28 protein-coding genes are annotated in these 24,536 nt (G+C 51.2%); 15 read left to right on the top strand and 13 right to left on the bottom strand.

Annotated elements, in window-relative coordinates:
- The first annotated feature begins 56 nt into the window (after nucleotides 1–56).
- Together ACOTY9_RS00140 and ACOTY9_RS00135 are read left to right on the top strand one after the other, a co-directional pair.
- The gene (locus ACOTY9_RS00140; protein ID WP_014883442.1) at nucleotides 57–1,340 is read left to right on the top strand and encodes a YeaH/YhbH family protein; all 1,284 of its coding nucleotides are present in this window, start codon (nucleotides 57–59) and stop codon (nucleotides 1,338–1,340) included.
- Between the two features lie 99 nt (nucleotides 1,341–1,439).
- Entirely contained in the window at nucleotides 1,440–1,940 is a 501-nt protein-coding gene (locus ACOTY9_RS00135; protein ID WP_023332738.1) for a YbaK/prolyl-tRNA synthetase associated domain-containing protein, read from the top strand.
- Between the two features lie 16 nt (nucleotides 1,941–1,956).
- Here ACOTY9_RS00135 and yoaI read toward each other — a convergent pair whose 3' ends face one another.
- On the bottom strand, nucleotides 1,957–2,061 hold the full coding sequence (gene yoaI, locus ACOTY9_RS00130) for a small membrane protein YoaI (RefSeq protein WP_023332737.1): 105 nt from the start codon (nucleotides 2,059–2,061) through the stop codon (nucleotides 1,957–1,959).
- 144 nt (nucleotides 2,062–2,205) lie between these two features.
- On the opposite strand from yoaI, the gene ACOTY9_RS00125 reads away from it, so the two are divergent.
- A complete protein-coding gene (locus ACOTY9_RS00125) occupies nucleotides 2,206–2,652 on the top strand; it encodes a DUF441 domain-containing protein (RefSeq protein WP_348565589.1) in 447 nt (148 codons plus the stop codon).
- On the opposite strand, the gene ACOTY9_RS00120 is transcribed toward ACOTY9_RS00125, so the two are convergent.
- Nucleotides 2,636–3,427 carry a helix-turn-helix transcriptional regulator gene (locus ACOTY9_RS00120; RefSeq protein ID WP_348565745.1) on the bottom strand — a complete coding sequence of 264 codons (792 nt, stop codon included), beginning with the start codon at nucleotides 3,425–3,427 and terminating at the stop codon, nucleotides 2,636–2,638. The genes ACOTY9_RS00125 and ACOTY9_RS00120 overlap by 17 nt on opposite strands.
- Nucleotides 3,428–3,526: 99 nt before the next feature.
- On the opposite strand from ACOTY9_RS00120, the gene ACOTY9_RS00115 reads away from it, so the two are divergent.
- Nucleotides 3,527–4,714 carry a CynX/NimT family MFS transporter gene (locus tag ACOTY9_RS00115; protein WP_348565590.1) on the top strand — a complete coding sequence of 396 codons (1,188 nt, stop codon included), beginning with the start codon at nucleotides 3,527–3,529 and terminating at the stop codon, nucleotides 4,712–4,714.
- A gap of 32 nt (nucleotides 4,715–4,746) precedes the next feature.
- On the opposite strand, the gene ACOTY9_RS00110 is transcribed toward ACOTY9_RS00115, so the two are convergent.
- Nucleotides 4,747–5,454, bottom strand: coding sequence for a CTP synthase C-terminal region-related (seleno)protein (locus tag ACOTY9_RS00110; RefSeq protein ID WP_348565591.1), 708 nt, complete (start codon nucleotides 5,452–5,454; stop codon nucleotides 4,747–4,749).
- Nucleotides 5,455–5,555: 101 nt separating this feature from the next.
- Here ACOTY9_RS00110 and ACOTY9_RS00105 point away from each other — a divergent pair, with 101 nt between their 5' ends.
- Nucleotides 5,556–5,900: a DUF488 domain-containing protein gene (locus tag ACOTY9_RS00105; protein ID WP_047344170.1), complete on the top strand. Its 345-nt coding sequence runs from the start codon at nucleotides 5,556–5,558 to the stop codon at nucleotides 5,898–5,900.
- Here the strand turns inward: ACOTY9_RS00105 and ACOTY9_RS00100 are convergent, their stop codons facing one another.
- On the bottom strand, nucleotides 5,901–6,206 hold the full coding sequence (locus ACOTY9_RS00100) for a periplasmic protein (protein ID WP_045269430.1): 306 nt from the start codon (nucleotides 6,204–6,206) through the stop codon (nucleotides 5,901–5,903).
- Nucleotides 6,207–6,286: 80 nt separating this feature from the next.
- On the bottom strand, nucleotides 6,287–6,541 hold the full coding sequence (locus ACOTY9_RS00095; protein ID WP_014883433.1) for a DUF333 domain-containing protein: 255 nt from the start codon (nucleotides 6,539–6,541) through the stop codon (nucleotides 6,287–6,289).
- Between the two features lie 163 nt (nucleotides 6,542–6,704).
- On the opposite strand from ACOTY9_RS00095, the gene ACOTY9_RS00090 reads away from it, so the two are divergent.
- The gene (locus tag ACOTY9_RS00090; protein ID WP_213783730.1) at nucleotides 6,705–7,724 is read left to right on the top strand and encodes a sensor domain-containing diguanylate cyclase; all 1,020 of its coding nucleotides are present in this window, start codon (nucleotides 6,705–6,707) and stop codon (nucleotides 7,722–7,724) included.
- Nucleotides 7,725–7,766: 42 nt separating this feature from the next.
- On the top strand, nucleotides 7,767–7,865 hold the full coding sequence (locus ACOTY9_RS00085; RefSeq protein ID WP_014883431.1) for a YoaK family small membrane protein: 99 nt from the start codon (nucleotides 7,767–7,769) through the stop codon (nucleotides 7,863–7,865).
- A gap of 127 nt (nucleotides 7,866–7,992) precedes the next feature.
- Here the strand turns inward: ACOTY9_RS00085 and ACOTY9_RS00080 are convergent, their stop codons facing one another.
- Both ACOTY9_RS00080 and ACOTY9_RS00075 read right to left on the bottom strand, forming a co-directional pair.
- The gene (locus ACOTY9_RS00080) at nucleotides 7,993–8,241 is read right to left on the bottom strand and encodes a GlsB/YeaQ/YmgE family stress response membrane protein (RefSeq protein ID WP_008500746.1); all 249 of its coding nucleotides are present in this window, start codon (nucleotides 8,239–8,241) and stop codon (nucleotides 7,993–7,995) included.
- A 280-nt stretch (nucleotides 8,242–8,521) separates the two neighbouring features.
- Entirely contained in the window at nucleotides 8,522–10,006 is a 1,485-nt protein-coding gene (locus ACOTY9_RS00075; protein WP_348565592.1) for a sensor domain-containing diguanylate cyclase, read from the bottom strand.
- 192 nt (nucleotides 10,007–10,198) lie between these two features.
- On the opposite strand from ACOTY9_RS00075, the gene ACOTY9_RS00070 reads away from it, so the two are divergent.
- Nucleotides 10,199–11,698, top strand: a complete 1,500-nt coding sequence (locus ACOTY9_RS00070; protein WP_045281778.1) for an EAL domain-containing protein — start codon at nucleotides 10,199–10,201, stop codon at nucleotides 11,696–11,698.
- Nucleotide 11,699: 1 nt separating this feature from the next.
- Here ACOTY9_RS00070 and ACOTY9_RS00065 read toward each other — a convergent pair whose 3' ends face one another.
- The 3 genes from ACOTY9_RS00065 to icd all read right to left on the bottom strand — a co-directional run bounded on the left by ACOTY9_RS00065 (nucleotide 11,700) and on the right by icd (nucleotide 13,690).
- Nucleotides 11,700–11,945: a DUF2543 family protein gene (locus ACOTY9_RS00065; protein ID WP_014883428.1), complete on the bottom strand. Its 246-nt coding sequence runs from the start codon at nucleotides 11,943–11,945 to the stop codon at nucleotides 11,700–11,702.
- A gap of 69 nt (nucleotides 11,946–12,014) precedes the next feature.
- Entirely contained in the window at nucleotides 12,015–12,362 is a 348-nt protein-coding gene (locus tag ACOTY9_RS00060) for a DUF1304 domain-containing protein (protein ID WP_348565593.1), read from the bottom strand.
- Nucleotides 12,363–12,439: 77 nt separating this feature from the next.
- A complete protein-coding gene (gene icd, locus ACOTY9_RS00055; protein WP_014883426.1) occupies nucleotides 12,440–13,690 on the bottom strand; it encodes an NADP-dependent isocitrate dehydrogenase in 1,251 nt (416 codons plus the stop codon).
- A 117-nt stretch (nucleotides 13,691–13,807) separates the two neighbouring features.
- Between icd and rluE the strand changes: the two genes are divergently transcribed.
- The 7 genes from rluE (at nucleotide 13,808) to ACOTY9_RS00020 (ending at nucleotide 20,191) form a co-directional block, all read left to right on the top strand.
- Nucleotides 13,808–14,461, top strand: coding sequence for a 23S rRNA pseudouridine(2457) synthase RluE (rluE, locus tag ACOTY9_RS00050; RefSeq protein ID WP_014883425.1), 654 nt, complete (start codon nucleotides 13,808–13,810; stop codon nucleotides 14,459–14,461).
- 9 nt (nucleotides 14,462–14,470) lie between these two features.
- Entirely contained in the window at nucleotides 14,471–14,944 is a 474-nt protein-coding gene (locus ACOTY9_RS00045) for an NUDIX hydrolase (RefSeq protein WP_014883424.1), read from the top strand.
- 40 nt (nucleotides 14,945–14,984) lie between these two features.
- The gene (mnmA, locus tag ACOTY9_RS00040; protein WP_014883423.1) at nucleotides 14,985–16,097 is read left to right on the top strand and encodes a tRNA 2-thiouridine(34) synthase MnmA; all 1,113 of its coding nucleotides are present in this window, start codon (nucleotides 14,985–14,987) and stop codon (nucleotides 16,095–16,097) included.
- A 26-nt stretch (nucleotides 16,098–16,123) separates the two neighbouring features.
- Nucleotides 16,124–16,753 carry a high frequency lysogenization protein HflD gene (gene hflD, locus ACOTY9_RS00035; protein WP_014883422.1) on the top strand — a complete coding sequence of 210 codons (630 nt, stop codon included), beginning with the start codon at nucleotides 16,124–16,126 and terminating at the stop codon, nucleotides 16,751–16,753.
- A 19-nt stretch (nucleotides 16,754–16,772) separates the two neighbouring features.
- Nucleotides 16,773–18,143, top strand: coding sequence for an adenylosuccinate lyase (purB, locus tag ACOTY9_RS00030; protein ID WP_014883421.1), 1,371 nt, complete (start codon nucleotides 16,773–16,775; stop codon nucleotides 18,141–18,143).
- A gap of 645 nt (nucleotides 18,144–18,788) precedes the next feature.
- A complete protein-coding gene (locus ACOTY9_RS00025) occupies nucleotides 18,789–19,571 on the top strand; it encodes a DUF2971 domain-containing protein (protein ID WP_047363583.1) in 783 nt (260 codons plus the stop codon).
- A gap of 152 nt (nucleotides 19,572–19,723) precedes the next feature.
- Nucleotides 19,724–20,191 carry a GNAT family N-acetyltransferase gene (locus ACOTY9_RS00020; protein WP_057056108.1) on the top strand — a complete coding sequence of 156 codons (468 nt, stop codon included), beginning with the start codon at nucleotides 19,724–19,726 and terminating at the stop codon, nucleotides 20,189–20,191.
- A gap of 149 nt (nucleotides 20,192–20,340) precedes the next feature.
- Here ACOTY9_RS00020 and ACOTY9_RS00015 read toward each other — a convergent pair whose 3' ends face one another.
- The 3 genes from ACOTY9_RS00015 to ACOTY9_RS00005 all read right to left on the bottom strand — a co-directional run bounded on the left by ACOTY9_RS00015 (nucleotide 20,341) and on the right by ACOTY9_RS00005 (nucleotide 24,441).
- Nucleotides 20,341–21,618, bottom strand: a complete 1,278-nt coding sequence (locus ACOTY9_RS00015) for a DUF2254 domain-containing protein (RefSeq protein ID WP_069601936.1) — start codon at nucleotides 21,616–21,618, stop codon at nucleotides 20,341–20,343.
- A gap of 65 nt (nucleotides 21,619–21,683) precedes the next feature.
- A complete protein-coding gene (locus tag ACOTY9_RS00010; RefSeq protein WP_069601935.1) occupies nucleotides 21,684–23,681 on the bottom strand; it encodes a BCCT family transporter in 1,998 nt (665 codons plus the stop codon).
- 202 nt (nucleotides 23,682–23,883) lie between these two features.
- Nucleotides 23,884–24,441, bottom strand: a complete 558-nt coding sequence (locus ACOTY9_RS00005; RefSeq protein ID WP_069602473.1) for a recombinase family protein — start codon at nucleotides 24,439–24,441, stop codon at nucleotides 23,884–23,886.
- Between the last annotated feature and the right edge of the window lie 95 nt (nucleotides 24,442–24,536).

The following is a 24,536-nucleotide window of genomic DNA, read 5'->3' as shown; positions in this document are numbered from 1 at the left end:
CTAGCGCCTGCCGGGCCAACAAAAACGCAAGTTGGCAAATGCAGTACGGGGGGTATATGACCTGGTTTATTGACCGGCGTCTTAACGGCAAAAACAAGAGCACGGTGAACCGCCAGCGCTTCTTGCGCCGTTACAAAGCGCAAATTAAACAGTCGATCTCCGAGGCCATCAACAAACGCTCGGTGACCGACGTCGACAGCGGCGAGTCTGTTTCCATCCCCACCGATGACATCAGCGAACCGATGTTTCATCAGGGGCGAGGCGGTCTGCGCCATCGCGTGCACCCAGGTAATGACCACTTCGTTCAGAACGACAGAATTGAGCGTCCTCAGGGCGGCGGCGGTGGTTCAGGAAGCGGTCAGGGACAGGCCAGCCAGGACGGTGAAGGTCAGGATGAGTTCGTTTTCCAGATTTCAAAAGATGAATACCTCGACCTGCTGTTTGAGGACCTGGCGCTGCCGAATCTGAAAAAGAATCAGCATCGTCAGCTTAACGAGTACAAAACCCATCGCGCGGGCTATACCGCCAACGGCGTCCCCGCCAACATCAGCGTCGTGCGTTCGTTGCAGAATTCGCTGGCGCGGCGCACGGCCATGACGGCAGGCAAACGTCGTGAACTGCGCGAACTTGAGAGTAGCCTGAAGGTCGTGGAAAACACGGAGCCGGCGCAACTGCTGGAAGAGGAGCGCCTGCGCAAAGAGATTGCCGAGCTAAGAGCGAAGATCGATCGCGTTCCGTTTATCGACACGTTCGACCTGCGTTACAAGAATTATGAAAAACGCCCAGAGCCCTCAAGCCAGGCGGTGATGTTCTGTCTGATGGACGTCTCCGGCTCCATGGACCAGGCCACCAAGGATATGGCGAAGCGTTTTTATATCCTGCTCTACCTGTTCCTGAGCAGAACCTATAAGAATGTGGAAGTGGTCTATATTCGCCACCATACGCAGGCTAAAGAGGTCGACGAGCATGAGTTCTTCTACTCGCAGGAGACCGGCGGCACCATCGTCTCCAGCGCACTGAAGCTGATGGATGAAGTCGTGAAAGAGCGTTACGACCCGGCGCAATGGAATATCTATGCCGCGCAGGCGTCCGATGGTGATAACTGGGCCGACGACTCACCGCTGTGTCACGACATCCTGGCGAAGAAAATTCTGCCGGTGGTGCGTTACTACAGCTATATCGAAATTACCCGTCGCGCGCATCAGACCCTGTGGCGGGAATATGAACATCTGCAATCGATGTTTGATAATTTTGCCATGCAACATATCCGTGACCAGGATGATATTTATCCGGTGTTCAGGGAGCTCTTCCACAAGCAGTCTGCTAACAGCAACGCATAATCTCACAGCCAGCGAACGCGCTGGCTGTTTTCTTTCGACGCCGTTCTTCTCGTGCTAATGTAGCCATCTGCATACTGGATTATCACCGGGAAAATCACGATGACTGACGACGTTATGGGGACAGGAACCCACCAGCAACTGATAACCTTACTCACCGGGCAAGGCGCACGTTTTCGCGTTATGGAGCACGAGGCGGTCGGGAAATGTGAAGCGGTAAGTGAAATACGCGGGACCGATCTGCGTCAGGGAGCAAAAGCCCTGGTCTGCAAAGTGAAGGGAAACGGTGTTAAAAAACATGTTCTGGCGATCCTGGCCGCCGATCTGCAGGCAGACCTGAGCCGGCTTGCCAGCCATTTCGGCGGGCTTAAAGCCTCCCTCGCCAGCCCGGCCGAGGTAAGTACCCTTACCGCCTGCGTATTCGGCGCTATTCCGCCTTTTAGTTTCCACCCCGATCTGACGCTGGTCGCCGACCCGCTGCTGTTCGAGCGTTTCGACGAAATCGCGTTTAACGCCGGCCTGCTGGAAAAATCCGTGATCATGGATACCCAGGATTACCTGCGCATCGCCCGTCCTGAGCTGGTGACTTTCCATAAAGTCTAACCGTGAAGGCTGACTGTCAGCCTTTTCTCTCCAGCAACAGCACGGAGGCGACGAGAATCGCGGCAATGGCGAAAAACGATGATGAGATAATCAGCGTTTCAACAAACATGTGATCGTTCATGATAGCGACCCCTTTGCGATATCTGCCTTCGTTTTAAACCGCGTAAATGACAAGGTTATGACAGCGGTAAAATCTTTTTAAAACTGTTCTCCGCCCTTTTTCCGCGTACAGTAAGCAGGACGATTATTTTGGCAAGGATTCCCTATGGTTGACCCTACTCTGCTCATTCTCCTGGCACTCGCCGCGCTGGGTTTTATCAGTCATAACACCACCGTCGCCATCTCGATTCTGGTGCTGATTATCGTGCGCGTCACGCCGTTAAATACCTTTTTCCCGTGGATAGAAAAGCAAGGCCTCACCATCGGGATAATCATTTTAACCATCGGGGTGATGGCGCCCATCGCCAGCGGTACGCTTCCCGCCTCAACGCTGCTGCACTCGTTTGTCAACTGGAAATCGCTGGTCGCTATCGCGGTAGGTGTTTTTGTCTCATGGCTCGGGGGGCGCGGCGTTACGCTGATGAGCAGCCAGCCTTCGCTGGTTGCGGGTCTGCTGGTGGGCACGGTGCTGGGCGTAGCGCTCTTTCGCGGCGTGCCGGTGGGCCCGCTGATTGCAGCCGGGCTGGTCTCCCTGTTTATCGGGAAGTCGTAGTCAGGCTGGCCATGTAACGCGCTGGCGTCTGACCCAGCCCCTTCTTAAACATGGTAATAAACGCGGTGGTCGAGTCATAACCCAGTGACTGCGCCACCTGCTGTACCGATTTCCCGCCGATCAAATGCTGTAACGCCACAATAAGTTGCAGCTGGTGACGCCAGCGACGAAAGCTTAATCCGGTCTCTTTTACCACCAGTCGCGCCAGGTTGCGTTCGCTCATGGCGAAGTGGCTTGCCCATTGTGCCAGCGTCTGCCAGGCCGCGGGCTCTTCCGCCATCTTCTCGCTCATCAGCCGGATTTTTGGATGGGGCGAGACGGGTAACTGTAAATGCTCCTGACGCTGGAGCGGCAGTTCATCAAACAGGACATCGACCAGTCGGGATGTGGCCGCAAGCTGAAGCTGTGCCTGCGATTTTTCTGCCAGAGATAAAATGAGCTCCCGCACCAGAGGGGACATTTTCAGCGTACAACAGCGGTCGGGCAGACTGGCGGCGCCGGGCTCAATGAACAAAAAGCAGAGCTGCGCCCCCGGCGTGGCCCTGTTACTGTGCGGCATCTTCCCGGGGATCCAGACCGCGTACTGGGGCGGTACCATCAACATGGCATTTTCCACTTCACAGGTAATCGCGCCGCCAAGCGCCAGAATCAGCTGTCCCTTGCGGTGATGATGCAGGGGTATATATTGTTCCTCCGCCACCACACGGATGCGAAAGGCGACGGCCGCATCATGCTGGCTATCAGGATCGTAGCCGTCCAGTCCCAGTCCAATCATCATGTTGTCCGATTTTAGCGATAAACTGTCATTTTAGCCTGATTTCAACCGCCGGAAAAATCGGTATTGTGTGCGCTCGCTTGAACGTATGAGAACATAATGACTATTGCTATTCGCACCTCAGGAAAACACGGCGCGCTGTTGATTGCAGGCATCCTGATGATTGCCACCACGCTTCGCGTCACCTTTACCGGCGCAGCCCCGCTGCTGGATACCCTTCGCCTTGATTATGGCTTAAGCACGGCGCAAACCGGTCTGCTGACCACCCTGCCCCTGTTGGCTTTTGCCCTGATCTCCCCGCTCGCCGCAGGTCTGGCCCGACGTATTGGCATGGAGCGTAGCCTGTTTATCGCCCTGTTGCTGATTTGCGCCGGGATAGCCATTCGCTCCCTGCCTTCCGCTGCCCTGCTTTTCATCGGCACGGCAGTGATTGGCTGCGGGATCGCGCTTGGGAACGTGCTGTTACCGGGTTTAATTAAACGTGACTTTCCGGGCCAGGTGGCGAAACTCACCGGTGCCTATTCCCTGACGATGGGGGCAGCCGCCGCGTTAGGCTCGGCGCTAATAGTGCCGCTGGCCCAGGGTCATGCGGGCTGGCAGGGCGCGCTGCTGATGCTGATGGTGTTTCCGCTGCTCGCCTTGCTGCTCTGGCTGCCGCAGTGGCGTCAGAAACATGTTGCGACGGTAACAGGCGCAGGCGCGCTACATAACCGCGCAATCTGGCGTTCTGCTCTCGCCTGGCAGGTGACGCTCTTTCTGGGGATTAACTCTCTTATCTATTACGTCATCATCGGCTGGCTGCCGGCGATACTGCTTAGCCACGGCTACAGTGAGGCGCAGGCAGGTTCGGTGCATGGTCTTTTACAGCTGGCGACAGCCGTGCCGGGACTTGCCGTTCCGCTGATCCTCCATCGGCTGAAAGATCAGCGGACGATCGCCGGTGCAGTGGCGCTGATGTGCGCGGTAAGCGCAGCGGGATTGTGGTTTATACCGGATATGGCGGTGATGTGGACGCTGGTGTTTGGCTTTGGCTCCGGGGCAACGATGATCCTCGGCCTGACGTTCATCGGTCTGCGCGCGAGCTCTGCGCATCAGGCGGCGGCATTGTCCGGTATGGCACAGTCTATCGGCTACCTGCTCGCTGCCTGCGGACCGCCGTTGATGGGTAAAATCCACGATTCGGTAGGAGACTGGCGCATCCCCCTTCTCGCCTGTGCGCTGGCCGCGATCGTCATGGCCGTCTGCGGGATACTTGCCGGGCGCGACCGGGAAATCGCGCCCCGCTAAACACGAAGGCAGACCATCGGGTCTGCCCTGTTTTAGCCCCGCGCCGCGCGAAGCATTGCCTGTACGAGAACCACCGGACGTCCTTCCAGCGCAGCACGCTCGTGCTGGAACAAAGTGATCACAAAGAACGGGTGGGTTATCAGCTCCGCCGCACGGATTTCCCCCTGTTCGTCCCAGCCCGTCACGCGCATATCACCGCTCTCCAGCGCCTGAGCAAATTCCGGCGACACACCATAGTTGCAGTGATATCCCTCTTCAATTTCGGGTTTGCCGTAGGCTTTGGCGATCAGCGTATTGCTGCGCAGTTCAATGGCATCGGATATTTCCACCAGCGAGCAGGTCAGCGGCGCGATCACCATAGTGCCTTCGGTATCCGTCTCAGCATGTGCCGCATCGTGCCAGCCCAGCACGTTACGGGCATACTCAATCAGCGCATGCTGGAACCCACCGCAGGTCCCCAGGAACGGAATACTGTTTTCACGGGCGTAGCGTGCGGCGATAAAGGCGGCCTCTGTGTTTTTATAGGGGCTCGCAGGAACCAGCCAGATGGCATCGTAGCCCACCAGATCCTCAGAACTGGTTAATTCCTGGGTAGCAAGCCAGTCGTAATCGGCGGTGAGGTCAAGAACGGCCGCAGCATCGTCAATGGCCAGCGGGATCGCCTTGTGTGCAATAACATCAGGATTGTAATCGCCAACCAGCGCAATGCGGAGCGTCGTTTTAACCGGGAGGTGTTCCATGAAAGTTTCCTTATGCCAGAGTATTATCAGATAACATAAGGAACCTCAGACTACCGATCTTCTGCAATTATCACAATACCTTAAATTGGGAGGGTGGAATTATGATTCAGTGCAAACGCGTCTATGAGCAGGCAAGCCAGGACGATGGCTATCGGGTGCTGGTGGACAGACTCTGGCCGCGCGGGGTTAAAAAAACGGACCTCGCCCATGACGAATGGTGTAAAACACTCACGCCATCGAACGCATTACGTCAGGAGTATCATAGCGAAGCTATTGATTTTTCGACTTTCAGTAAAGCCTATCAGGAGGAACTGGCGCAGCATAAGGACGAGGGAAGGCGTCTTGCGGCGCTGGCACACAAGCAGACTCTCACCCTCCTCTATGGCGCGAAAAACACGGAACAGAATCACGCCCTGGTTTTAGCCGACTGGCTACGCCATTTGTGATCAGCTGATTGTCAGCTCATCCCGCATTTGCGGGGCTTGATCAGGGGTGAGCGGCATCAGATGTTCGGCGCGAACAAACGCAAAGCCGTGCTGATTGTCAAAGGCGTAGACGTCTCCGGTGACCAGCCAAAGCGCGCGATCCGCACTTGCGGGTAATTGCGTCATCACGCCGTTAACCGGGTTTACAAAACGCAGGCCAGGCTGGCAAAGACCAAACAACTCAACAGATTTACCAATATTGCGACGGCCAGACGCCGTGCGGGCACCGATGATCATCGCCATGCTGCCCGGTTTAAGCTGAAACATACTTCTCTCGCGGTAACAGTAGCCAGATACTGGCTAAGAATAATCCTAAAGAGAAGTGTATCGCAGCACCTGCCCTTCTGTCACCTGGTGGGTTGCGGATGATCGCGACGATAGAGCGTCCATTCGTCGATCACTTCACCACCCGGCAGCTTGCATTCGGTACGAACACCCTGCGGGCTTTGAATCGGGATCTGTTCCCCGCCCTTTTCCAGACAGTAAACGGAAGCCGGGTTCGCCATACCTACGGCCTGTGGCGGTTTGGGCGCATCGGGTGGGGTTGTTTTTGCGGTACAGGCGACCAGGGGAAGCGTCAGCGCCAGAAGCAGAAATCTCATCGCATCGATCCTTGTGACATCATCTTTGCCTAAGGGTAACGGCTCAGCGCCGCTTTCTCCATATATAAAATTTTCTGCATTCATGTTTTACTATGCCTGAAGCCTAAGAATTCAGCATAACATGCAGATGCAGACGTCTTCTGCCTGGGAGTCTTTCTACGTCATGTCGGATATTATCCTTGCCCGTGTTTCAGAAACCCTCGTTACTGAGCAATCCCTTGAAAGTCTCGTTCGTCAGCTGCTGGAGATGCTGGAAATCGTCACCGATATGGAGTCGACTTACCTGACGAAGGTGGATATCCAGGCGCGGCTGCAGCATATCCTTTATGCCCGAAACAGTAAGCAGATGACGATCCCGGAGGGGCTGAGTGTGCCCTGGGATGAGACGCTGTGTAAGCGCGCGCTGGATAGCGACACCATCTTCAGTAACGATGTCCCCGAGCGCTGGCCGGAGTGCGAAGCGGCGAAAGCTCTCGGTATTACCACTTACATGAGCATTCCGGTTCATCTCGCCGATGGCTCGCTTTACGGTACGCTTTGCGCCACCAGCACGGCTAAAAAGCCGCTCAGCGAGCGCGGTGAACAGATATTAAAATTATTCGCCGGGTTGATTGGTCAGTACATTCAGAAAGAATCTCTGGTGAATCAGCTTCGGGAAGCTAACGCGGCGCTCATCGCACACTCTTATACCGATGCCCTTACCGGCCTGCCCAATCGTCGCGCCATCTTTGAGGATCTGACTACTCTGTTTTCCCTGGCTCGGCACATGAAACGTAATGCCATCATTGCGTTTATCGATCTGGACGATTTTAAATTGATTAACGATCGGTATGGGCATGAAGCAGGCGACCAGTTCCTGATTGAAGTGGGCAAGCGTTTGACCGCAGAAAAACAGCAGGACGATATCATTGGTCGGCTGGGCGGCGATGAGTTTCTGGTGGCCTCTCTGAGTCATGTCGACAATGAGGAGCACATGAATCAGCTCAAAGCGCGCTTCAGCGCACGCATTGCAGGGGAATACTGGCTGGGTAACATTAACCTTATTTATCCGGGAGCCAGCCTCGGCGTTATCGAAGTGGACCCAGACGTAACCGATCCGGACAGCGCATTACGTGCTGCTGATGTGGCGATGTATCAGGATAAGAAAGGAAAAAGCAAAACACGCTTTCTCGCGATGGATTAACCCCGTACACTCTACGGCGTTATAAAAAGAAAAGGTGATGATATGAGAATAGGGATCCTCTTCCCTGTCGTTATTTTTATAACGGCGGTCGTGTTTCTGGCGTGGTTTTTTGTCGGTGGTTACGCTGCACCGGGGGCATAAATGAGAAAAACCACGCTCATTATGTTAATCATCGCCATTGTGGCCTTTGCAGGCACGCAGCTTGGCTGGTGGTGAACCCGTGATGTAAAAAGGCCGCCATCCGGCAGCCTTTTTTAACGCTTCAGTTTTAGCTTTTGATCTTTCTGTAGATAAACAGCACAACCAGCGCGCCGATCACCGCAACCGCAAAGCTGCCGAAGTTAAAGCCATCTACTTTCCCGAAGCCGAACAGCGTACTGATCCAGCCGCCGACTACCGCGCCGACAATACCCAGTATTACGGTGACGATAAACCCACCGCCATCTTTGCCCGGCATGATCCACTTCGCCAGAATACCCGCAATAAGCCCAAAGATAATCCAGGATAAAATTCCCATAACTTTCCTCTCTGTATGGTTTTTGTCATTAAATCAACGACACAAAAAAGGATAGCACAGGATTTGAGAAAGGAAATTTGTGATAAGCCTCACACTGAGCGGATGCGCATTTTGCCATCAAAATGCCCTTCCCCAGGAAATGTGGGGTTGCATCTTTTATTGAGAAAGATTATCTTTCTCAACGCTGAATAGTTGAGAGAAATACTCAGGTATTCAGTACGACATTGCTCACATTGCTTCCAGTATTTCTTGCCCACGCTTTCGTGGGCTTTTTTTTGGGTTATACCCCAACAAAAGCGTGCCGGTTACGGCCTCCGCGTTTTGCCTGATAGAGCGCCTGGTCCGCGGCAATAATAATATTCTGCTGACTGCCCGCGATGTCGACAGCACGCGCAGTGGAGATGCCTACGCTCACCGTGACCCGCCCGAAAGGACTGAACGCGTGTTCAATGTGGAGAGAGAAGACATTGCGAATAATCGTCTGTGCAAGGCGGAGCGCCTCCTGGATATCCGATTCAGGCAATATCAATGCAAACTCCTCCCCGCCATATCGCGCCACAAGCTGGTTGTCGCGAGTGAGGCTTTCCCTGAGGCAGTTTCCCAGCAATGCCAGACACCTGTCCCCTTCCGGGTGACCATAGTTATCGTTGTACTTTTTGAAGTAGTCCACATCCACGAGGAGGAGCGAAATCGGCGCGTCCTCTGCCGCGCACATCGCGATGTCGGAGAGAATTTTTTCATCGAAAATACGTCGGTTATAAAGCCCGGTCAGGGCATCCTCCGAGGCAATAATCTTTAGCGCTTTGTTATCCCGTGTTTTTCTGGATAAGTCGGAATACAGGAAATAAGACGCCACGATGAGTATCGCGGTAAAAACGAAAATAAGTAAGGCAAGCTGAATCGCCTGCTTGCGCCAGGGGGAAAGGGCTTCATCCGCGCTGACCGCCACCGTCGTGACCAGTCCGTAGCGGCTGTTTTTCTCATAGGCATAAATGCGTTCGATTTTATCAAACCGGGAAACGGAGCTGGCTATCCCTGTATTTTGTACTTTTAGGTATTTCCTGAAGAGAGGAGAATCTGAAAAAATCGTACCGATATAGGTATTCTTAAAGGGGTAGCGAATCAGTAAAACGCCTGTTTGTGTCGTTAAGCCAATAACGCCCGCGTGTCCGATATTGATCTGTCCATAAAGGGTCAGAAAGTTTTCGATACCCAGCGTCACCACCACGACGCCGTTAAATGCCCCCGTGTGAGTCTCAAGGCGTCGGCTTATGGTAATAACCCATTTACCATTGGTTCTGCTTATCACTGGCTCGCCAATAAATATCTGCTGGCTTTTATTTTCCTTGTGATAGACAAAGAATGACCGGTCCGCGCCTTTACGGGGACCTGCAAAATTTTCATGCAAGGCGGTGAAGATATCCCCATGCGCATCATAGACAACCACATTATTAATCTGGGTAAGAAGGTTATCCTGATTGCTTATCATTCGCTGAATATTGGTCGCCTGTTGCGGGGTCATGCCATAAATTTCAAGGGTGTCGGAAACGGTGGTAATCAACATTTCACTTTGGCGTATGATCCCTTCTGTATAGACATTCAGGGTATGGCTCAGGTTGGCAACGCTGGTATTGATCTGCTGGATTGACTGCTGTCGGGAGGTTGCAATCTGCACGGCAAGCGACAATGAAATGATCAACGAGACAATGATGACGGTAATGGTTGTTGTGTAAAAAGTATTTTTGACATGCACGAGCTTTTCCACCTTATCACGCCTGACATCCCTGGCTGACAACTCTTGTCACTGTAACAAAGCTCAGGTTAAGAGGAAAATGAATTGCACTTAAGCATAGTTCATCCGCCTGGATTAGGCTGACTACCCATATTATCGGGGTTGTAGCAAGCCCAGCCTGTGATAAGATTTGAAAAATCAGGGAGCGGACAAGGTATCTGGAAAATGAAAAAGATCGTTGCCGTTACTATCGTTTCAGCGTTTCTGGTCTTTCTGTCTCTCTATACGGTCAATGCGGTTATCATGGGCCAGCAGAAAAGCAAACTGCGTGAGATTTCCCAGACCCTTTTACAGTATTCAGAAGGCCTGTCTCAGAGCGTGGCGCAGACACTTAAAGGCCTGACCACTCAGGGATGCGACAAAGCCAGCCTTGATCGCTACAGACAGATTAAGCTCGACAGCCTTTATTTTGCAGACATCGGTTTTATAGAGCAGGGAAAAATAATCTGTACCGCTTTTTGGGGAAAACTCGCTAACCCTGTCCCCCTGCCAGAAGAACTCCATAAAACACCCAGGGGATTCCTGCTCGCGCAATTTTCCAGAAAAGATTTTTTCACGGGCAATGCGGCCATCTACAATAATCTTATTATCTTCTCCTCCCGCTACGCTTACGATAAATTCACCCCGGTTACCAACAATTACTCACTCAGCGCAACCACCAAAGACTTTGCCAGAATATTTTTTTCAGCAACCCATGAGGTAAAAGAACAGGATGGGGTACATTCCACGTTATTTACCCTCACCCTCACACAGTGCAGCACTTCCTGGGATTTGTGCGTCATTGTGAAGCATCACCATGCAGGACTGGCCTCGTTATCTCCCGCGGTGTTTGCCTTTCTCGTGGCTATTTTATGTTTTATCTGGATTGCGATAACGTTATTTTTCTTTCGACTCAATGAAGACCGCTTTTCACTGGAACGGACGTTGGTTAAAGCCGTCTTAACCAACACTATTGGCGTTCACTACCAGCCCATAATTCGCATTCAGGATAGCAAAATAGTGGGCGTGGAGGTTTTATCGAGATGGCGCGACGCAAAACACGGTGACGTCTCGCCGGAATTGTTTATTCCATTAATCCAGAAAATTGGTTTGTATAAAAAATATTATACCCATATTCTTGAGAAATCCCTTAAGGACATCGCACCGCTGGTGCTTAAGCATCAACTGGTCGTTTCGCTCAATGTTGGTCGAACGGAAATTGAAGATGGACAATTTATCAGCATTTTGCGCCGTGGATGTTTAGCCAACAACATTCCGCTGTCTCTGGTAAAAGTCGAACTCTCTGAAAAAGCCGTTTCCACCGCGAATATTCTGGAGGGCTTCTGTCAGAAGTTAAAATCCCTTGGTGTCAGAATATCCATTGATGACTTCGGTGTGCAAAACTCCAACCTGGCCAGGCTTTCGCTTCTTGAATATGATGAGATCAAAATCGACAAGTCGCTGGTCGATGGCATCAGTGAGCATTATAAGCAGAACATTTTTGTGATCTTTAGCGACGCCCTCGCAAAACTGAATAAAACGCTGGTTTTCGAAGGCGTTGAGAACGAAATACAATTCCGCTTTATTGCTGAACGATATCCTGAGGCTCTGGTTCAGGGATGGTATTTTTCAAAATCTGTTTCCCGCCGTGAGCTTGCGAAGCGGCTCCTGGGTCTGGCGCGGTAGGCTATTCATTTCCCCACTGATTAAGGAAGTTCGCAATATCATCAATACGTTCAGCATGAACCCCGGCTTCACGCGCCATCTCTTGCTGAGCTTCCTCATCAATCTCCTCATTATTTGATAACCGCGTGAGCAGCAGCTGGAAATAATGCGCCAGTGGGTCCTGCTCTGACTCACTGACAGGCTTTGCGGCTTCCGTCGCGTATTCTTCGACGATGTCATAATACTTCAATGGGATGTCGTTATTCATAACTGTCTAAACCTCTCAGGATGAAGTCACAAGTATATCGGACGACGCACGGTTGACCAACGCGTTGCTTCAGATAAGCAGCGCAAGCAGGGCGGCAAGCGCAGGTAAAGCCTGAACATACAGAATCTTCCGGCTGGCGGTCACTGCGCCAAAGAGACCGGCAATCAGCACGCAGGCCAGGAAGAAGATGGCCACATGAACACCCTCTTCACCGAGCCAGAGGCTCCAGAGCAAACCCGCCGCAAGAAAACCGTTGTATAGCCCCTGATTCGCGGCCAGCGCGCGGGTTTCACGCGCAAATTCCGGGCTGAGATTAAACGCCTTACGCCCGGTTCTGGTGTCCCACAGGAACATTTCCAGCACAAGGATGTAAAGATGGATAAATGCAACGACAGCGATAAGAACAGTGGCTAGCATCGTGTTATTTCCTGCAGGCAGAGGCAAAAAAAACGGGAACCCTCAGGCCCCCGCTCTTGTTTAACCCAGAGTCTGGATTACATGTTCGCGATGATCGCGTCGCCAAACTCTGAACATTTCAGCAGTTTAGCGCCTTCCATCAGACGTTCGAAATCGTAAGTTACGGTTTTGGCGTTGATCGCGCCTTCCATACCTTTCACGATCAGGTCTGCGGCTTCGAACCATTCCATATGACGCAGCATCATCTCTGCGGACAGGATGATAGAGCCTGGGTTCACTTTGTCCTGACCTGCATATTTAGGAGCAGTACCGTGGGTCGCCTCGAACAGAGCGCACTCGTCACCGATGTTTGCACCAGGGGCTATACCGATACCGCCAACCTGTGCTGCCAGGGCGTCAGAGATGTAGTCACCGTTCAGGTTCATACAGGCAATCACGTCGTATTCAGCAGGACGCAGCAGGATCTGCTGCAGGAACGCATCGGCGATCACATCTTTAACGATGATCTCTTTGCCGGTGTTCGGGTTCTTGATCTTCTGCCACGGGCCACCGTCGATCAGCTCACCGCCGAACTCTTCTTTCGCCAACTGGTAACCCCAGTCTTTGAAGGCACCTTCGGTGAACTTCATGATGTTGCCTTTGTGAACCAGAGTCACAGAGTCACGGTCGTTGGTGATCGCGTATTCGATAGCTGCGCGCACCAGACGTTTAGTCCCTTCTTCGGAGCATGGCTTGATGCCGATACCGCAATGTTCAGGGAAGCGAATTTTCTTCACGCCCATCTCTTCGCGCAGGAATTTAATCACTTTTTCTGCGTCTGCAGAGTCTGCTTTCCACTCGATGCCCGCGTAGATGTCTTCTGAGTTTTCGCGGAAGATAACCATATCGGTCAGTTCAGGGTGCTTAACCGGGCTTGGGGTGCCCTGATAGTAACGCACCGGACGCAGACAGACGTACAGGTCCAGCTCCTGACGCAGTGCCACGTTCAGGGAGCGGATACCGCCGCCGACTGGGGTGGTCAATGGGCCTTTGATAGCAACGCGGTAGTCGCGGATCAGGTCCAGCGTTTCTGCTGGCAGCCAGACGTCCTGGCCATAAACTTGAGTCGATTTCTCACCGGTGTAAATTTCCATCCAGGAAATTTTACGCTCGCCTTTGTAGGCTTTCTCAACAGCGGCATCAACCACTTTCAGCATTGCCGGGGTAACGTCTACACCGATACCGTCACCTTCAATGAACGGGATAATCGGATTGTGAGGAACGTTAATCTTGCCGTTTTGCAGGGTGATCTTTTTACCTTCCGCCGGAACAACTACTTTGCTTTCCATTAACCTCTCCTTCGAGCGCTTCTGGTTGTTACTGATCTTATGTTAATAAATTGTAATGAGCCCTTCGATAGTACCTGAATGTCCTGCGCCATGAAAGGTCTTCGTTATTAGGCTATAATGCGGCAATTGATAACGCCTGAAAATACCATGAAGAAAACTTCTTTTACAAAACACCGGGTTGAGCGATTCAGCTCGCGACAAGCCGCCAGAAGACCGCAAGAAACCCAGCCGAAGCGGGTTATTTTGTTCAATAAACCCTACGATGTTTTGCCGCAGTTCACCGATGAGGCCGGACGCAGCACGCTGAAGGATTACATTCCCGTTCAGGGCGTGTACGCCGCCGGGCGTCTGGACCGGGACAGCGAAGGACTTTTAGTTTTAACCAACGACGGCGCTCTGCAGGCAAAGCTCACACAGCCGGGAAAACGCACGGGCAAAATTTACTTCGTGCAGGTCGAAGGCGAACCGGACGAAGAAACGCTGGAGAAATTACGCCGCGGCGTAACGCTGAACGATGGCCCAACCCTGCCTGCAGGTATTGAACGCGTGAATGAACCGGAGTGGCTATGGCCGCGCAATCCGCCCATCCGCGAACGCAAATCCATTCCGACAAGCTGGCTCAAAATCACCCTTTATGAAGGCCGCAACCGTCAGGTTCGGCGCATGACCGCTCACGTCGGCTTCCCTACTCTGCGTCTGATTCGCTACGCCATGGGCAGCTACACCCTGGAAACGCTGGCAAACGGTGAATGGCGAGACGTTACCGCTTAAGGAGTCACTATGTTTAAACCTCATGTTACGGTCGCCTGCGTGGTCCACGCCCAGGGTAAATTCCTTGTGGTCGAAGAGAGCATTAACGGTAAAGCGCTGTGGAACCAGCCAGCCGGGCACCTTGAAGCCAATGAGACCTTACTGCAGGCAGCAAAACGCGAGCTGTGGGAAGAGACCGGCATACACGCCGAACCCCAGCACTTTATCCGACTGCATCAGTGGATTGCGCCCGATAGCACCCCGTTCCTGCGCTTCTTGTTTGCCGTCGAGCTTAGCGAAATGTGCGCCACAGAGCCGCAGGATGACGATATCGACCGCTGCCTGTGGGTGACTGCCGAGGAGATCCTTAACGCGCCAAACCTGCGCTCGCCGCTGGTTGCGGAAAGCATTCGCTGCTGGCAGTCTGCTGGCCGCTTACCGCTGGAAGTCATCGGCGCATTTAACTGGCCGTTTACAGAGGGTGCCAATGGTGGGGGGGCGTGATAGAATACGCCGCCTTGAAGTTCAATGTCGTGAGTATTCCATGTCAGATAACAGCCAGAAAAAAGTGATCGTCGGCATGTCCGGCGGTGTCGATTCCTCCGTTTCCGCCTACCTGTTACAGCAACAGGGCTATAAGGTGGAGGGCCTGTTCATGAAGAACTGGGAGGAAGATGATGGCGAGGAATACTGCACTGCCGCTGCGGATCTCGCCGATGCGCAGGCCGTGTGCGATAAACTCGGCATTGAACTGCACACCGTTAACTTTGCTGCAGAATACTGGGATAACGTCTTTGAACTGTTCCTGGAAGAGTACAAAGCGGGGCGCACCCCGAACCCGGATATTCTGTGCAACAAAGAGATCAAATTTAAAGCCTTCCTGGAATTCGCTGCGGAAGATCTGGGCGCAGACTACATTGCGACCGGCCACTACGTGCGTCGTGCAGATGTGAATGGCAAAAGCCAGCTGCTGCGCGGTCTGGACGGCAACAAAGATCAGAGCTACTTCCTTTATACCCTGAGCCACGAACAGATCGCCCAGAGCCTGTTCCCGGTTGGCGAGCTGGAAAAGCCGCAGGTACGTAAAATCGCGGAAGAGCTGGACCTGATCACCGCAAAGAAAAAGGACTCTACCGGCATCTGCTTCATCGGTGAGCGCAAATTCCGTGATTTCCTTGGCCGCTACCTGCCTGCACAGCCGGGTAAAATTGTCACCGTTGATGGCGATGAGATCGGCCAGCACCAGGGGCTGATGTACCATACTTTAGGCCAGCGCAAAGGTCTGGGTATCGGTGGAACCAAAGATGGCAGCGAAGATCCGTGGTATGTGGTCGACAAAGATGTCGAAAACAATATTCTGGTTGTCGCCCAGGGGCACGACCATCCGCGTCTGATGTCCGTTGGCCTTATCGCGCAACAGCTGCACTGGGTCGATCGCGAGCCGCTGAAAGGCACGCTGCGCTGCACGGTGAAAACGCGCTACCGTCAGACCGATATTCCTTGCACCGTTACCGCGCTCGATGACGATCGCATTGACGTGCGTTTTGACGAGCCGGTTGCCGCCGTCACCCCGGGTCAGTCTGCTGTCTTCTACAGCGGCGAAATCTGCCTGGGCGGCGGGATCATTGAACAGCGCCTGCCGCTGCCCGCTGTTTAACAGAGTGCACACATAAAGGAGACCATGTGGCGAAGAACTACTACGACATCACCCTGGCGCTGGCAGGAATTTGCCAGTCTGCCCGTCTGGTGCAACAGCTGGCGCATCAAGGTCATTGCGATGCCGATGCCCTGCACGTTTCACTCAACAGCGTTATCGACCTTAACCCCGGTTCAACTCTGGGTGTATTTGGTGGGAGTGAAACCAATCTTCGTCTCGGTCTTGAAACCCTGCTTGGCGTGCTTAACGCCAGTAGTCGTCAAGGGTTAAACGCAGAACTGACCCGTTACACCTTAAGCCTGATGGTACTTGAGCGTAAGTTGAGCGCGGCGAAAGGCGCGCTCAATACCCTGGGCGATCGTATCGGCGGGCTCCAGCGTCAACTCGACCATTTTGATCTGCAATCCGAAACGCTGCTGAGCGCGATGGCCGGTATTTACGTTGATGTCATCAGCCCGCTGGGCCCACGTATTCAGGTCACCGGATCCCCTGCCGTGCTGCAAAGTCCACAGGTGCAGGCAAAAGTACGTGCGTCCCTGCTGGCAGGGATCCGCGCCGCCGTGCTGTGGCATCAGGTTGGCGGTGGCCGTCTGCAGTTAATGTTTTCTCGTAATCGCCTGACCACTCAGGCAAAACAAATTCTTGCTCATTGTTAACCTCCCGGAGTTGCGAATTATGGAATTATCCTCACTGACCGCCGTATCCCCTGTCGATGGACGCTACGGCGATAAAGTCAGCGCGCTGCGCGGGATCTTCAGCGAATATGGTTTGCTGAAGTTCCGTGTTCAGGTTGAAGTACGCTGGCTGCAGAAGCTGGCCGCCCAGGCAGCAATCAAGGAAGTTCCTGCTTTTGACGAAAAGGCAAACGATTACCTTGATAAAATCGTTGCTGAGTTTAGCGAAGAAGATGCCGCGCGCATTAAGACCATTGAACGCACCACCAACCACGACGTGAAAGCGGTTGAGTACTTCCTGAAAGAGAAAGTGGAAAGCGTCCCTGCCCTGCACGCGGTGTCAGAGTTCATTCACTTCGCCTGTACCTCTGAAGATATCAACAACCTGTCTCACGCGCTGATGCTCTCTACCGCGCGTAAAGAGGTTGTGCTGCCTTACTGGCGTAAGATCATCGACGCGGTGAAAGCGCTCTCCGTGGAATACCGCGACATTCCGCTGCTTTCCCGTACTCACGGCCAGCCAGCCACCCCTTCCACCATGGGTAAAGAGATGGCGAACGTGGCGTACCGCATGGAGCGCCAGTACCGCCAACTGGAACAGGTTGAAATTCTTGGCAAAATCAACGGTGCAGTCGGTAACTACAATGCCCACATCGCCGCTTACCCGGAAGTGGACTGGCACCAGTTCAGCGAAGAGTTTGTCACCTCCCTGGGTATTCAGTGGAACCCGTATACCACGCAGATTGAACCGCACGACTATATCGCTGAGCTGTTTGACTGCATCGCACGCTTCAACACCATTCTGATCGACTTCGATCGTGACGTGTGGGGCTACATTGCGCTGAACCACTTCAAGCAGAAAACCATCGCCGGTGAAATTGGTTCTTCCACCATGCCGCATAAAGTGAACCCAATTGACTTCGAAAACTCCGAAGGCAACCTGGGCCTGGCGAATGCCGTGCTGCAGCATATGGCGAGCAAACTGCCGGTATCCCGCTGGCAGCGTGACCTGACCGATTCTACCGTACTGCGTAACCTGGGCGTGGGTATTGGCTACGCGCTGATCGCGTACCAGTCCACCCTGAAAGGCGTGAGCAAACTGGAAGTGAACCGCGATCGTCTGCTGGACGAACTGGATCACAACTGGGAAGTGCTGGCGGAGCCGATTCAGACCGTGATGCGTCGCTACGGCATCGAAAAGCCGTATGAAAAACTGAAAGAGCTGACTCGCGGCAAGCGTGTAGATGCTGAAGGCATGAAACAGTTTATTGACGGTCTGGCACTGCCAGAAGAAGAGAAAACGCGCCTGAAAGCCATGACGCCGGCGAACTACATTGGCCGCGCCATTACCATGGTCGACGAGCTGAAGTAACACCCCTTCCCCCCTTTCCGCCCGGAAAGGGGGTTGCTTTTCCCCGGTTTACTGAATGTTTATCCCCACGGCAACATAATCAGCGTTAGACTGCACAGCCAAAATCACAACCGTCTAAATAACAATAACTTAGTTATAATTCAAAGACTTAACCAAATCCCTATACGGACATTATCGGACAATAAAGGCCGATTTAGTGCCCCAAAACACGCCCCCAGCGCAAATTTGCCCCCAAATTTGCCCCCAAATTTTCATCAGCCCCCTTCTCATTCCGCATCCATTTTTTTGCTACCACTGGAAATTTTTTATACGCCGTATTATTGCCACGCCATAAATTATCTCTCCCTGTATCCTGTCAAGGCAGTTCTCGATTAGTCGACATGCCTGGGGCCATTGCTCTACCGGATAAAGATTCAACGCTGCAGTTTATAAGTGGTAGCCCTGAGTTGATCTCACGGTTATCACTGGCAACACACAAACAAATCTGAAAGTCTGCTTTGAGCGAGGAGAGGTAGTTCACTTTCGGGAAAACTCATCCACGTGCGATAGTCTCTAAATGAGAACAGGTCGTTAAGCTGGATACTTACACCCACCTCGGCGAAAGGCTGTACACTGATAACACTTATAGATGATTCTGAGTATTTTATGATTTTATACAAATACATAGACAATGCTTCATTAGATCGATTCTTCAAAGATGGATACATCTCCATAAAATTTACCCCGCACAGTGAGTTTAATGATCCTTTCGAAAGTTATGGATATGCACTTGATGATGCGTCAATTGAATCATTAACGATGAGGCATGAGATCAATAAAAACCTTGCCTGCTTATGTCTTTCAAAAAATCCACTCAACGTCTTGATGTGGTCACACTATGCTGAAAAACATCAAGGATTTGTTGTAGCAATCGACATTGAGAAAGCAGGATACGATGATGAAGCAAAATGCCTGATTACAGCTCAGAAAGGTGATATTGATTATTTAGGAAATAGAATAAAAAGCAAACTAAAAATCACGCAGGAAAATATCTATGATACTGATGTGATTAGTAAGCTATTGCTTACTAAATCATTGCATTGGAAATATGAAGAAGAAATCAGAATAATAAAAAAGACAGATTCATTACAGCAACAAGGTGCTGTTTTAATTGACAAAATATATGATCTTAATTCTATAGTCAGTATCTATATCGGGATTAACAACAGAGGAGTTGATGAAATCATTAGAAACAACAATGCATTAGAGACATTGATTTTAAACAAGACAGTACAGTTATATCAGTGTGAATTTAAGAAAAGTACATGGGATCTCGACATAGAAGCTTATGAATACACCAAATACCCGCATGATATGCAGAGAATGGATGTATTTGATTCTGTCGCGAAGGTGTTGAGAGCAATGGAACGTAACCATATAGGCGATTGAGATTATTGATGGCGATTATCGTGTCAGAAATGTCCGCTCCTGGCACGGAACGGACTGGCTAACTGGGCAGGGGCCCACTTTGAGAGAGGAGATGACAACCTAGTTCACAAAAAGTAGTATTGTTCTAAAAGCAGCTTTCATAATGAGGTTTTATGAAAATAAGAAGGTTCTGTAATGGGGATGAAATCTCATTATTTAACGTGTTTTATTCTTCTGTACATACCATCGCATCACACTACTACACACATGAACAAATTGATGCTTGGGCCCCGGCAGAAATCGACCAGGAACAATGGGCCAATCACATGAGGGAACTATGCCCTTTTGTTGTAGAACTTGATGGTGAAATAGCTGGATATGCAGATCTCCAACCAAATGGGTACATTGACCATTTTTATGTCTCAGGAACCTATTCAGGACAGGGGGTAGGGACATTACTAATGAATTGCATTCATGAGGAAGCGAGGCAACATGGAACTAGTGAGCTTACTTCAAATGTAAGTAAGGCTGCGGAAGCGTTCTTTCTACGACACGGCTTTCATGTAGTGGAGAGGGCTCTTCCTATTTGCCGTGGAATTACATTAGAAAATGCACTGATGCGAAAACATTTGGCTAAATAATAAATAACCTGCAGCAGGCAGCATTGTTTGCCTAGTTGAGCTCAACAAACCTGTACAATGAATGTCCGCTTCTGGCACAAAGCAGACACCCATTCTCACGCGAATGCTTTGCCCTTACCTAGCCAACGACCGAATCGCTTGCCCCGTAACTATGGTTTTTTATTGGAACCCTCGTCATAAAATAAATTATAATAAATTGATTTTATTAGATATCTGTCAGTGTCTATATGATCAGCACGAGTTGCATGCTCTAATGTTTCAAATGCTAAAGTATGCGCGGCCTCAGCAAATATCCCAGGCCAACCAGTGCTCAGCATAGAGAGTCCTTTGAGGACTCTTATCTGAATCTCCCTCATACTGGCACCATCACGGGCAATAGGTAAAAAAAAGTCTTCAAGTAGATCGCTGTTCTGAAGTGGCGCAACATGTATTGAAGGATATGTCACATCAATTTCGTCAGATTTATTATGCGCATACGCCGATAGAATCCGTACACCTCTGCCAATGACATCAATTGCGGTGCCAGGATCGTTCACTGCCGGTGAAAGGGCTCTGCAGGCTATTTCAGCCATAACGCTAAGACAGAATCGTGGATCCTGAGAAAAGGAGCGTACATCCGAGACAATGATCGTCTCGAGCAAATCGGTTCTGATTGATGGCCCCTGCCCCTGACTCAGATACAATACTGGCATCGACGGATGAATGAAACTGCCCGGTTGCGCCACAAGATAAACATGTCGAGGATCCTCAGATAACAGCTTGCCGAGTTTCACCATATCAATATATTCAACATAGCCAATCATCTCCGGATAAACTGCAACCGTTCCGTTTGGCTGTTCATTGTTCTCAAGCCATGGATATCCGCCCAGATATGGGCTTTTTGCTCTTTCAACAAATGCTTCGATTGCCGCCTGCTCAACCTTTGCAGTCGTCTCTCCTACCCTTCCCAGAGAGGTCAAATGCTGTATCCAACGAAGCAATGTGATGAGAATTAAACCAATTACCACCAGTGTGACAACGAATAAAATGACTCTCCCCCTTTCTCCGTAGGCTCCCATATTAAGAGCAATGATCCCTACCAGGCTGAAGAGAAATGAACCGATGAATGTGGCCAGTACATTTTGTGTGGTTACGTCTTCAACAACTAATCGTGTAGCTCTTGGTGTCACATTAGTGGTAGCTGATCCGTACGCTGTGACCATGATACTAAGCGAAAATGTGGTAACTGCTAGCATACTCGATGCCAGTATATTTAGTATGTTATCCACGGCTTCTGCGCCAACCTTCACCGATACCGACTCAGGGATCATTGATTTAAACAGAATTGATAAAAGAGCCGTCATTATCGCTACAATTGCGAATAATGCAGCCCTGAACCATAACTTTTTAAATACCTGCTTCAGAATCCATTGCCAGCGTGAGATCATTTGCATTCCCTCGTATTATGGCCAAGATAAATTAATGCCGCCCTCCAGGGCGGCATTTGATTGTATTAACGAACCAGGTGCAGGAAGTGCAGATGTTTTTCGTACTGGTCCAGTATGTCATTAATCAACTGTTCCTGGTTCCAGCCCATCACATCATAATTTTGACCGCCTTCTTTGAGATAAACCTCTGCGCGATAATATCGATGTTGCTCAGCCTGCTGCTCATCACTATCCATAGCAGCCAGGGCGAAGGTTGGCGAGTTATACCCGCGAAGCCTCACTTCATAAATATAGTTCAGTTCGTTACCCAGATCGACTTCAAGGCGAATACGATCGTCGGCAGCGTCATTAATGTGGCTAATCGTTCCCTGCTTGTTGAGCTCTTCCTGAACCAGCGTCATGGCGGGCTGGATAACGTCGTCCATAAAACGTTTCACAAGAGAACGCTTAGGCAGATAAGCGATATTACGCAACCTTCTCTGCCAGGGAATCGGGTTACGTGCAGCCGTCGGCGCAATAGTTGCCATGCTCAGGCTTTCACGCTTTGTCAAATCCCGTCTCAGGGCTTTTAACAGTCCGTATATGGATACCAGTAAGATCACTGAGAAGGGCAATGCACTCGCGATTGTCACCGTTTGCAGTGCGCTTAGCCCACCCGCAATCAGAAGTGCAATTGCAACAATCCCCATGAGCGACGCCCAGAAGATGCGTTGCCAGACGGGTGTGTTTGCCACCCCACCTGATGCCAGAGTATCCACAACCATTGCCCCGGAGTCAGCAGACGTGACAAAGAAGACGATGACCATAGCCATTGCAATGAATGACAGCACGGAGGAGAACGGGAAATGCTCCAGGAAATTAAACAGGGCCAGCGCAACATCCTGCTGAACGGTATTGGCGAGGTCAGTCGCCCCCTGGTTCATAATGAGATAGATTGCGCTGTTACCAAACACCGTCATCCACATGAGTGTAAAGCCGGCGGGAACAAACAGCACACCGGTAACAAACTCGCGAATGGTTCGACCGCGAGAGACCCTTGCGATGAACATCCCCACAAACGGCGACCATGAAAGCCACCATCCCCAGTACAATAATGTCCAGCCCCCCAGCCAGTTGCTCGACTTAGGTTCATATGCGTAAAGGTTGAAGGTTTTACTCACCAGCTCCGAAAGATAACCGCCCGTATTTTCCACAAATGACTTCAGCAAAAGCACGGTTGGTCCCAGACACAGGACCAGCGCCAACAGCAGCACCGCCAGGCCCAGGTTGAGCTCAGAAAGAATGCGTATTCCCTTGTCCAGGCCGGACACCACCGAAATCGTCGCTAACCCCGTGATGACAACGATCAGAATGACCTGCACAGTTTCATTGATGGGCACCCCGAAAAGATGATTCAAACCAGCATTCACCTGCAAAACACCGTACCCCAGCGAAGTCGCAACGCCAAAGACCGTGCCGATAACGGCGAAAATATCTACCGCATGGCCTATAGGCCCATATATGCGATCGCCAATAATGGGATAGAGTGCGGAACGCAGCGTTAAAGGCAGGCCGTGACGGTAACTGAAAAAGGCCAGGATCAACGCCACGATGGCATAGATTGCCCATGCATGCAGGCCCCAGTGAAAGAACGTCAGGCGCATTGCTTCCTTCGCTGCCGCAACTGTCTCTGGGGTGCCAACGGGAGGTGAAAGATAATGCATCACCGGTTCAGCAACGCCAAAGAACATCAGGCCGATCCCCATCCCTGCCGAGAAAAGCATCGCAAACCAGGAGTGATAGCTGAAATCAGGCTGCGCATGGTCCGGACCCAGCTTAATATCACCGTAGCGTGAGAGTCCCAGGAAAGTGACGCTCAGTAAAATGAGGGCCACCGCAAGGATGTAGAACCAGCTGGCATTCGTGAAGATTTGCTGCTGTAGAAGTTTAAAATTTTTGTCGGCAATATCCGGGAATACAGCGGCAAAGGCGACAAGAAGGAAAATTAACAAAGCAGATGTAAAGAATACCGCTTTGTTAATCTGGCTTTTGGACTGCTTTGGGATTGTATCATTTTCACTCATAATTATTCATTCCATTAACTTAGATCCACTTAAGATGACAGGCATTGCCTCTCATAGAGTAGCAAAAACTAGCAGTAAATGGGGCATATAATCAGAAGTCATGTTGTGGTTATATTCTCATATGCTTTCTCCGATTTGGTCTGCTGTAATACTCTCTCATCATAATTGTTGAAAGTCACAAGACTGAGGCACGTAGATAGACTTAAATCAGCTTAGATACAGGAAATTTTTTATATAGCGTGCAAACTGCCACGTCATAAATTATTGCTACCTGCTTTCTTTCAACACCATTTGAAATGAGCCGCCCGGCCTGCGCCCATTGTTCAGCAGTTAACTTCGGACGCCTGCCGCCGATCCGCCCCTTTTCCCTCGCAACCGCCAAACCCGCCCGAGTGCGTTCCACTATCAACTCCCTCTCCATTTCTGCTAGAGCTGACATAATATGAAATATGAAACGCCCCATCGGACTTGAAGTGTCAATGCTGTCAGTTAGACTCTTGAAGTGAATGCCCCGCTGACGGAGTTCGTCAACCAGTAGCACCAGATTACGCATGCTTCGCCCGAGGCGATCCAGCTTCCAGACCACCAGCGTGTCCCCCTCATTCAGTGCCTTGAGAAGTTTTTTGAGTGCTGGTCGGTTTGCCGCTGTTCCGCTCATTTTTTCTTCGAAAATCTGCTCACATCCTGCGCGTTCGAGCGCCTGTCGCTGAAGATCTGTATTTTGGTCATTTGTTGACACCCTGACATAGCCAATTTGCATATTTTTCACCCAGTTATTTCTGCAAAAAATCAGGTGAAGTTATCGGCCAGGCAGCCCCAGGGCAATCTATAAAACGTCGGTTTGGGAAGTAGCGC

Origin of the sequence: Enterobacter cloacae complex sp. SHL012 (assembly GCF_049237505.1) — a bacterium.
Lineage (GTDB): Bacteria > Pseudomonadota > Gammaproteobacteria > Enterobacterales > Enterobacteriaceae > Enterobacter > Enterobacter kobei.
Note: the sequence above shows the minus strand (reverse complement) of the source record. Positions and strands in the feature narration are given on the sequence as shown.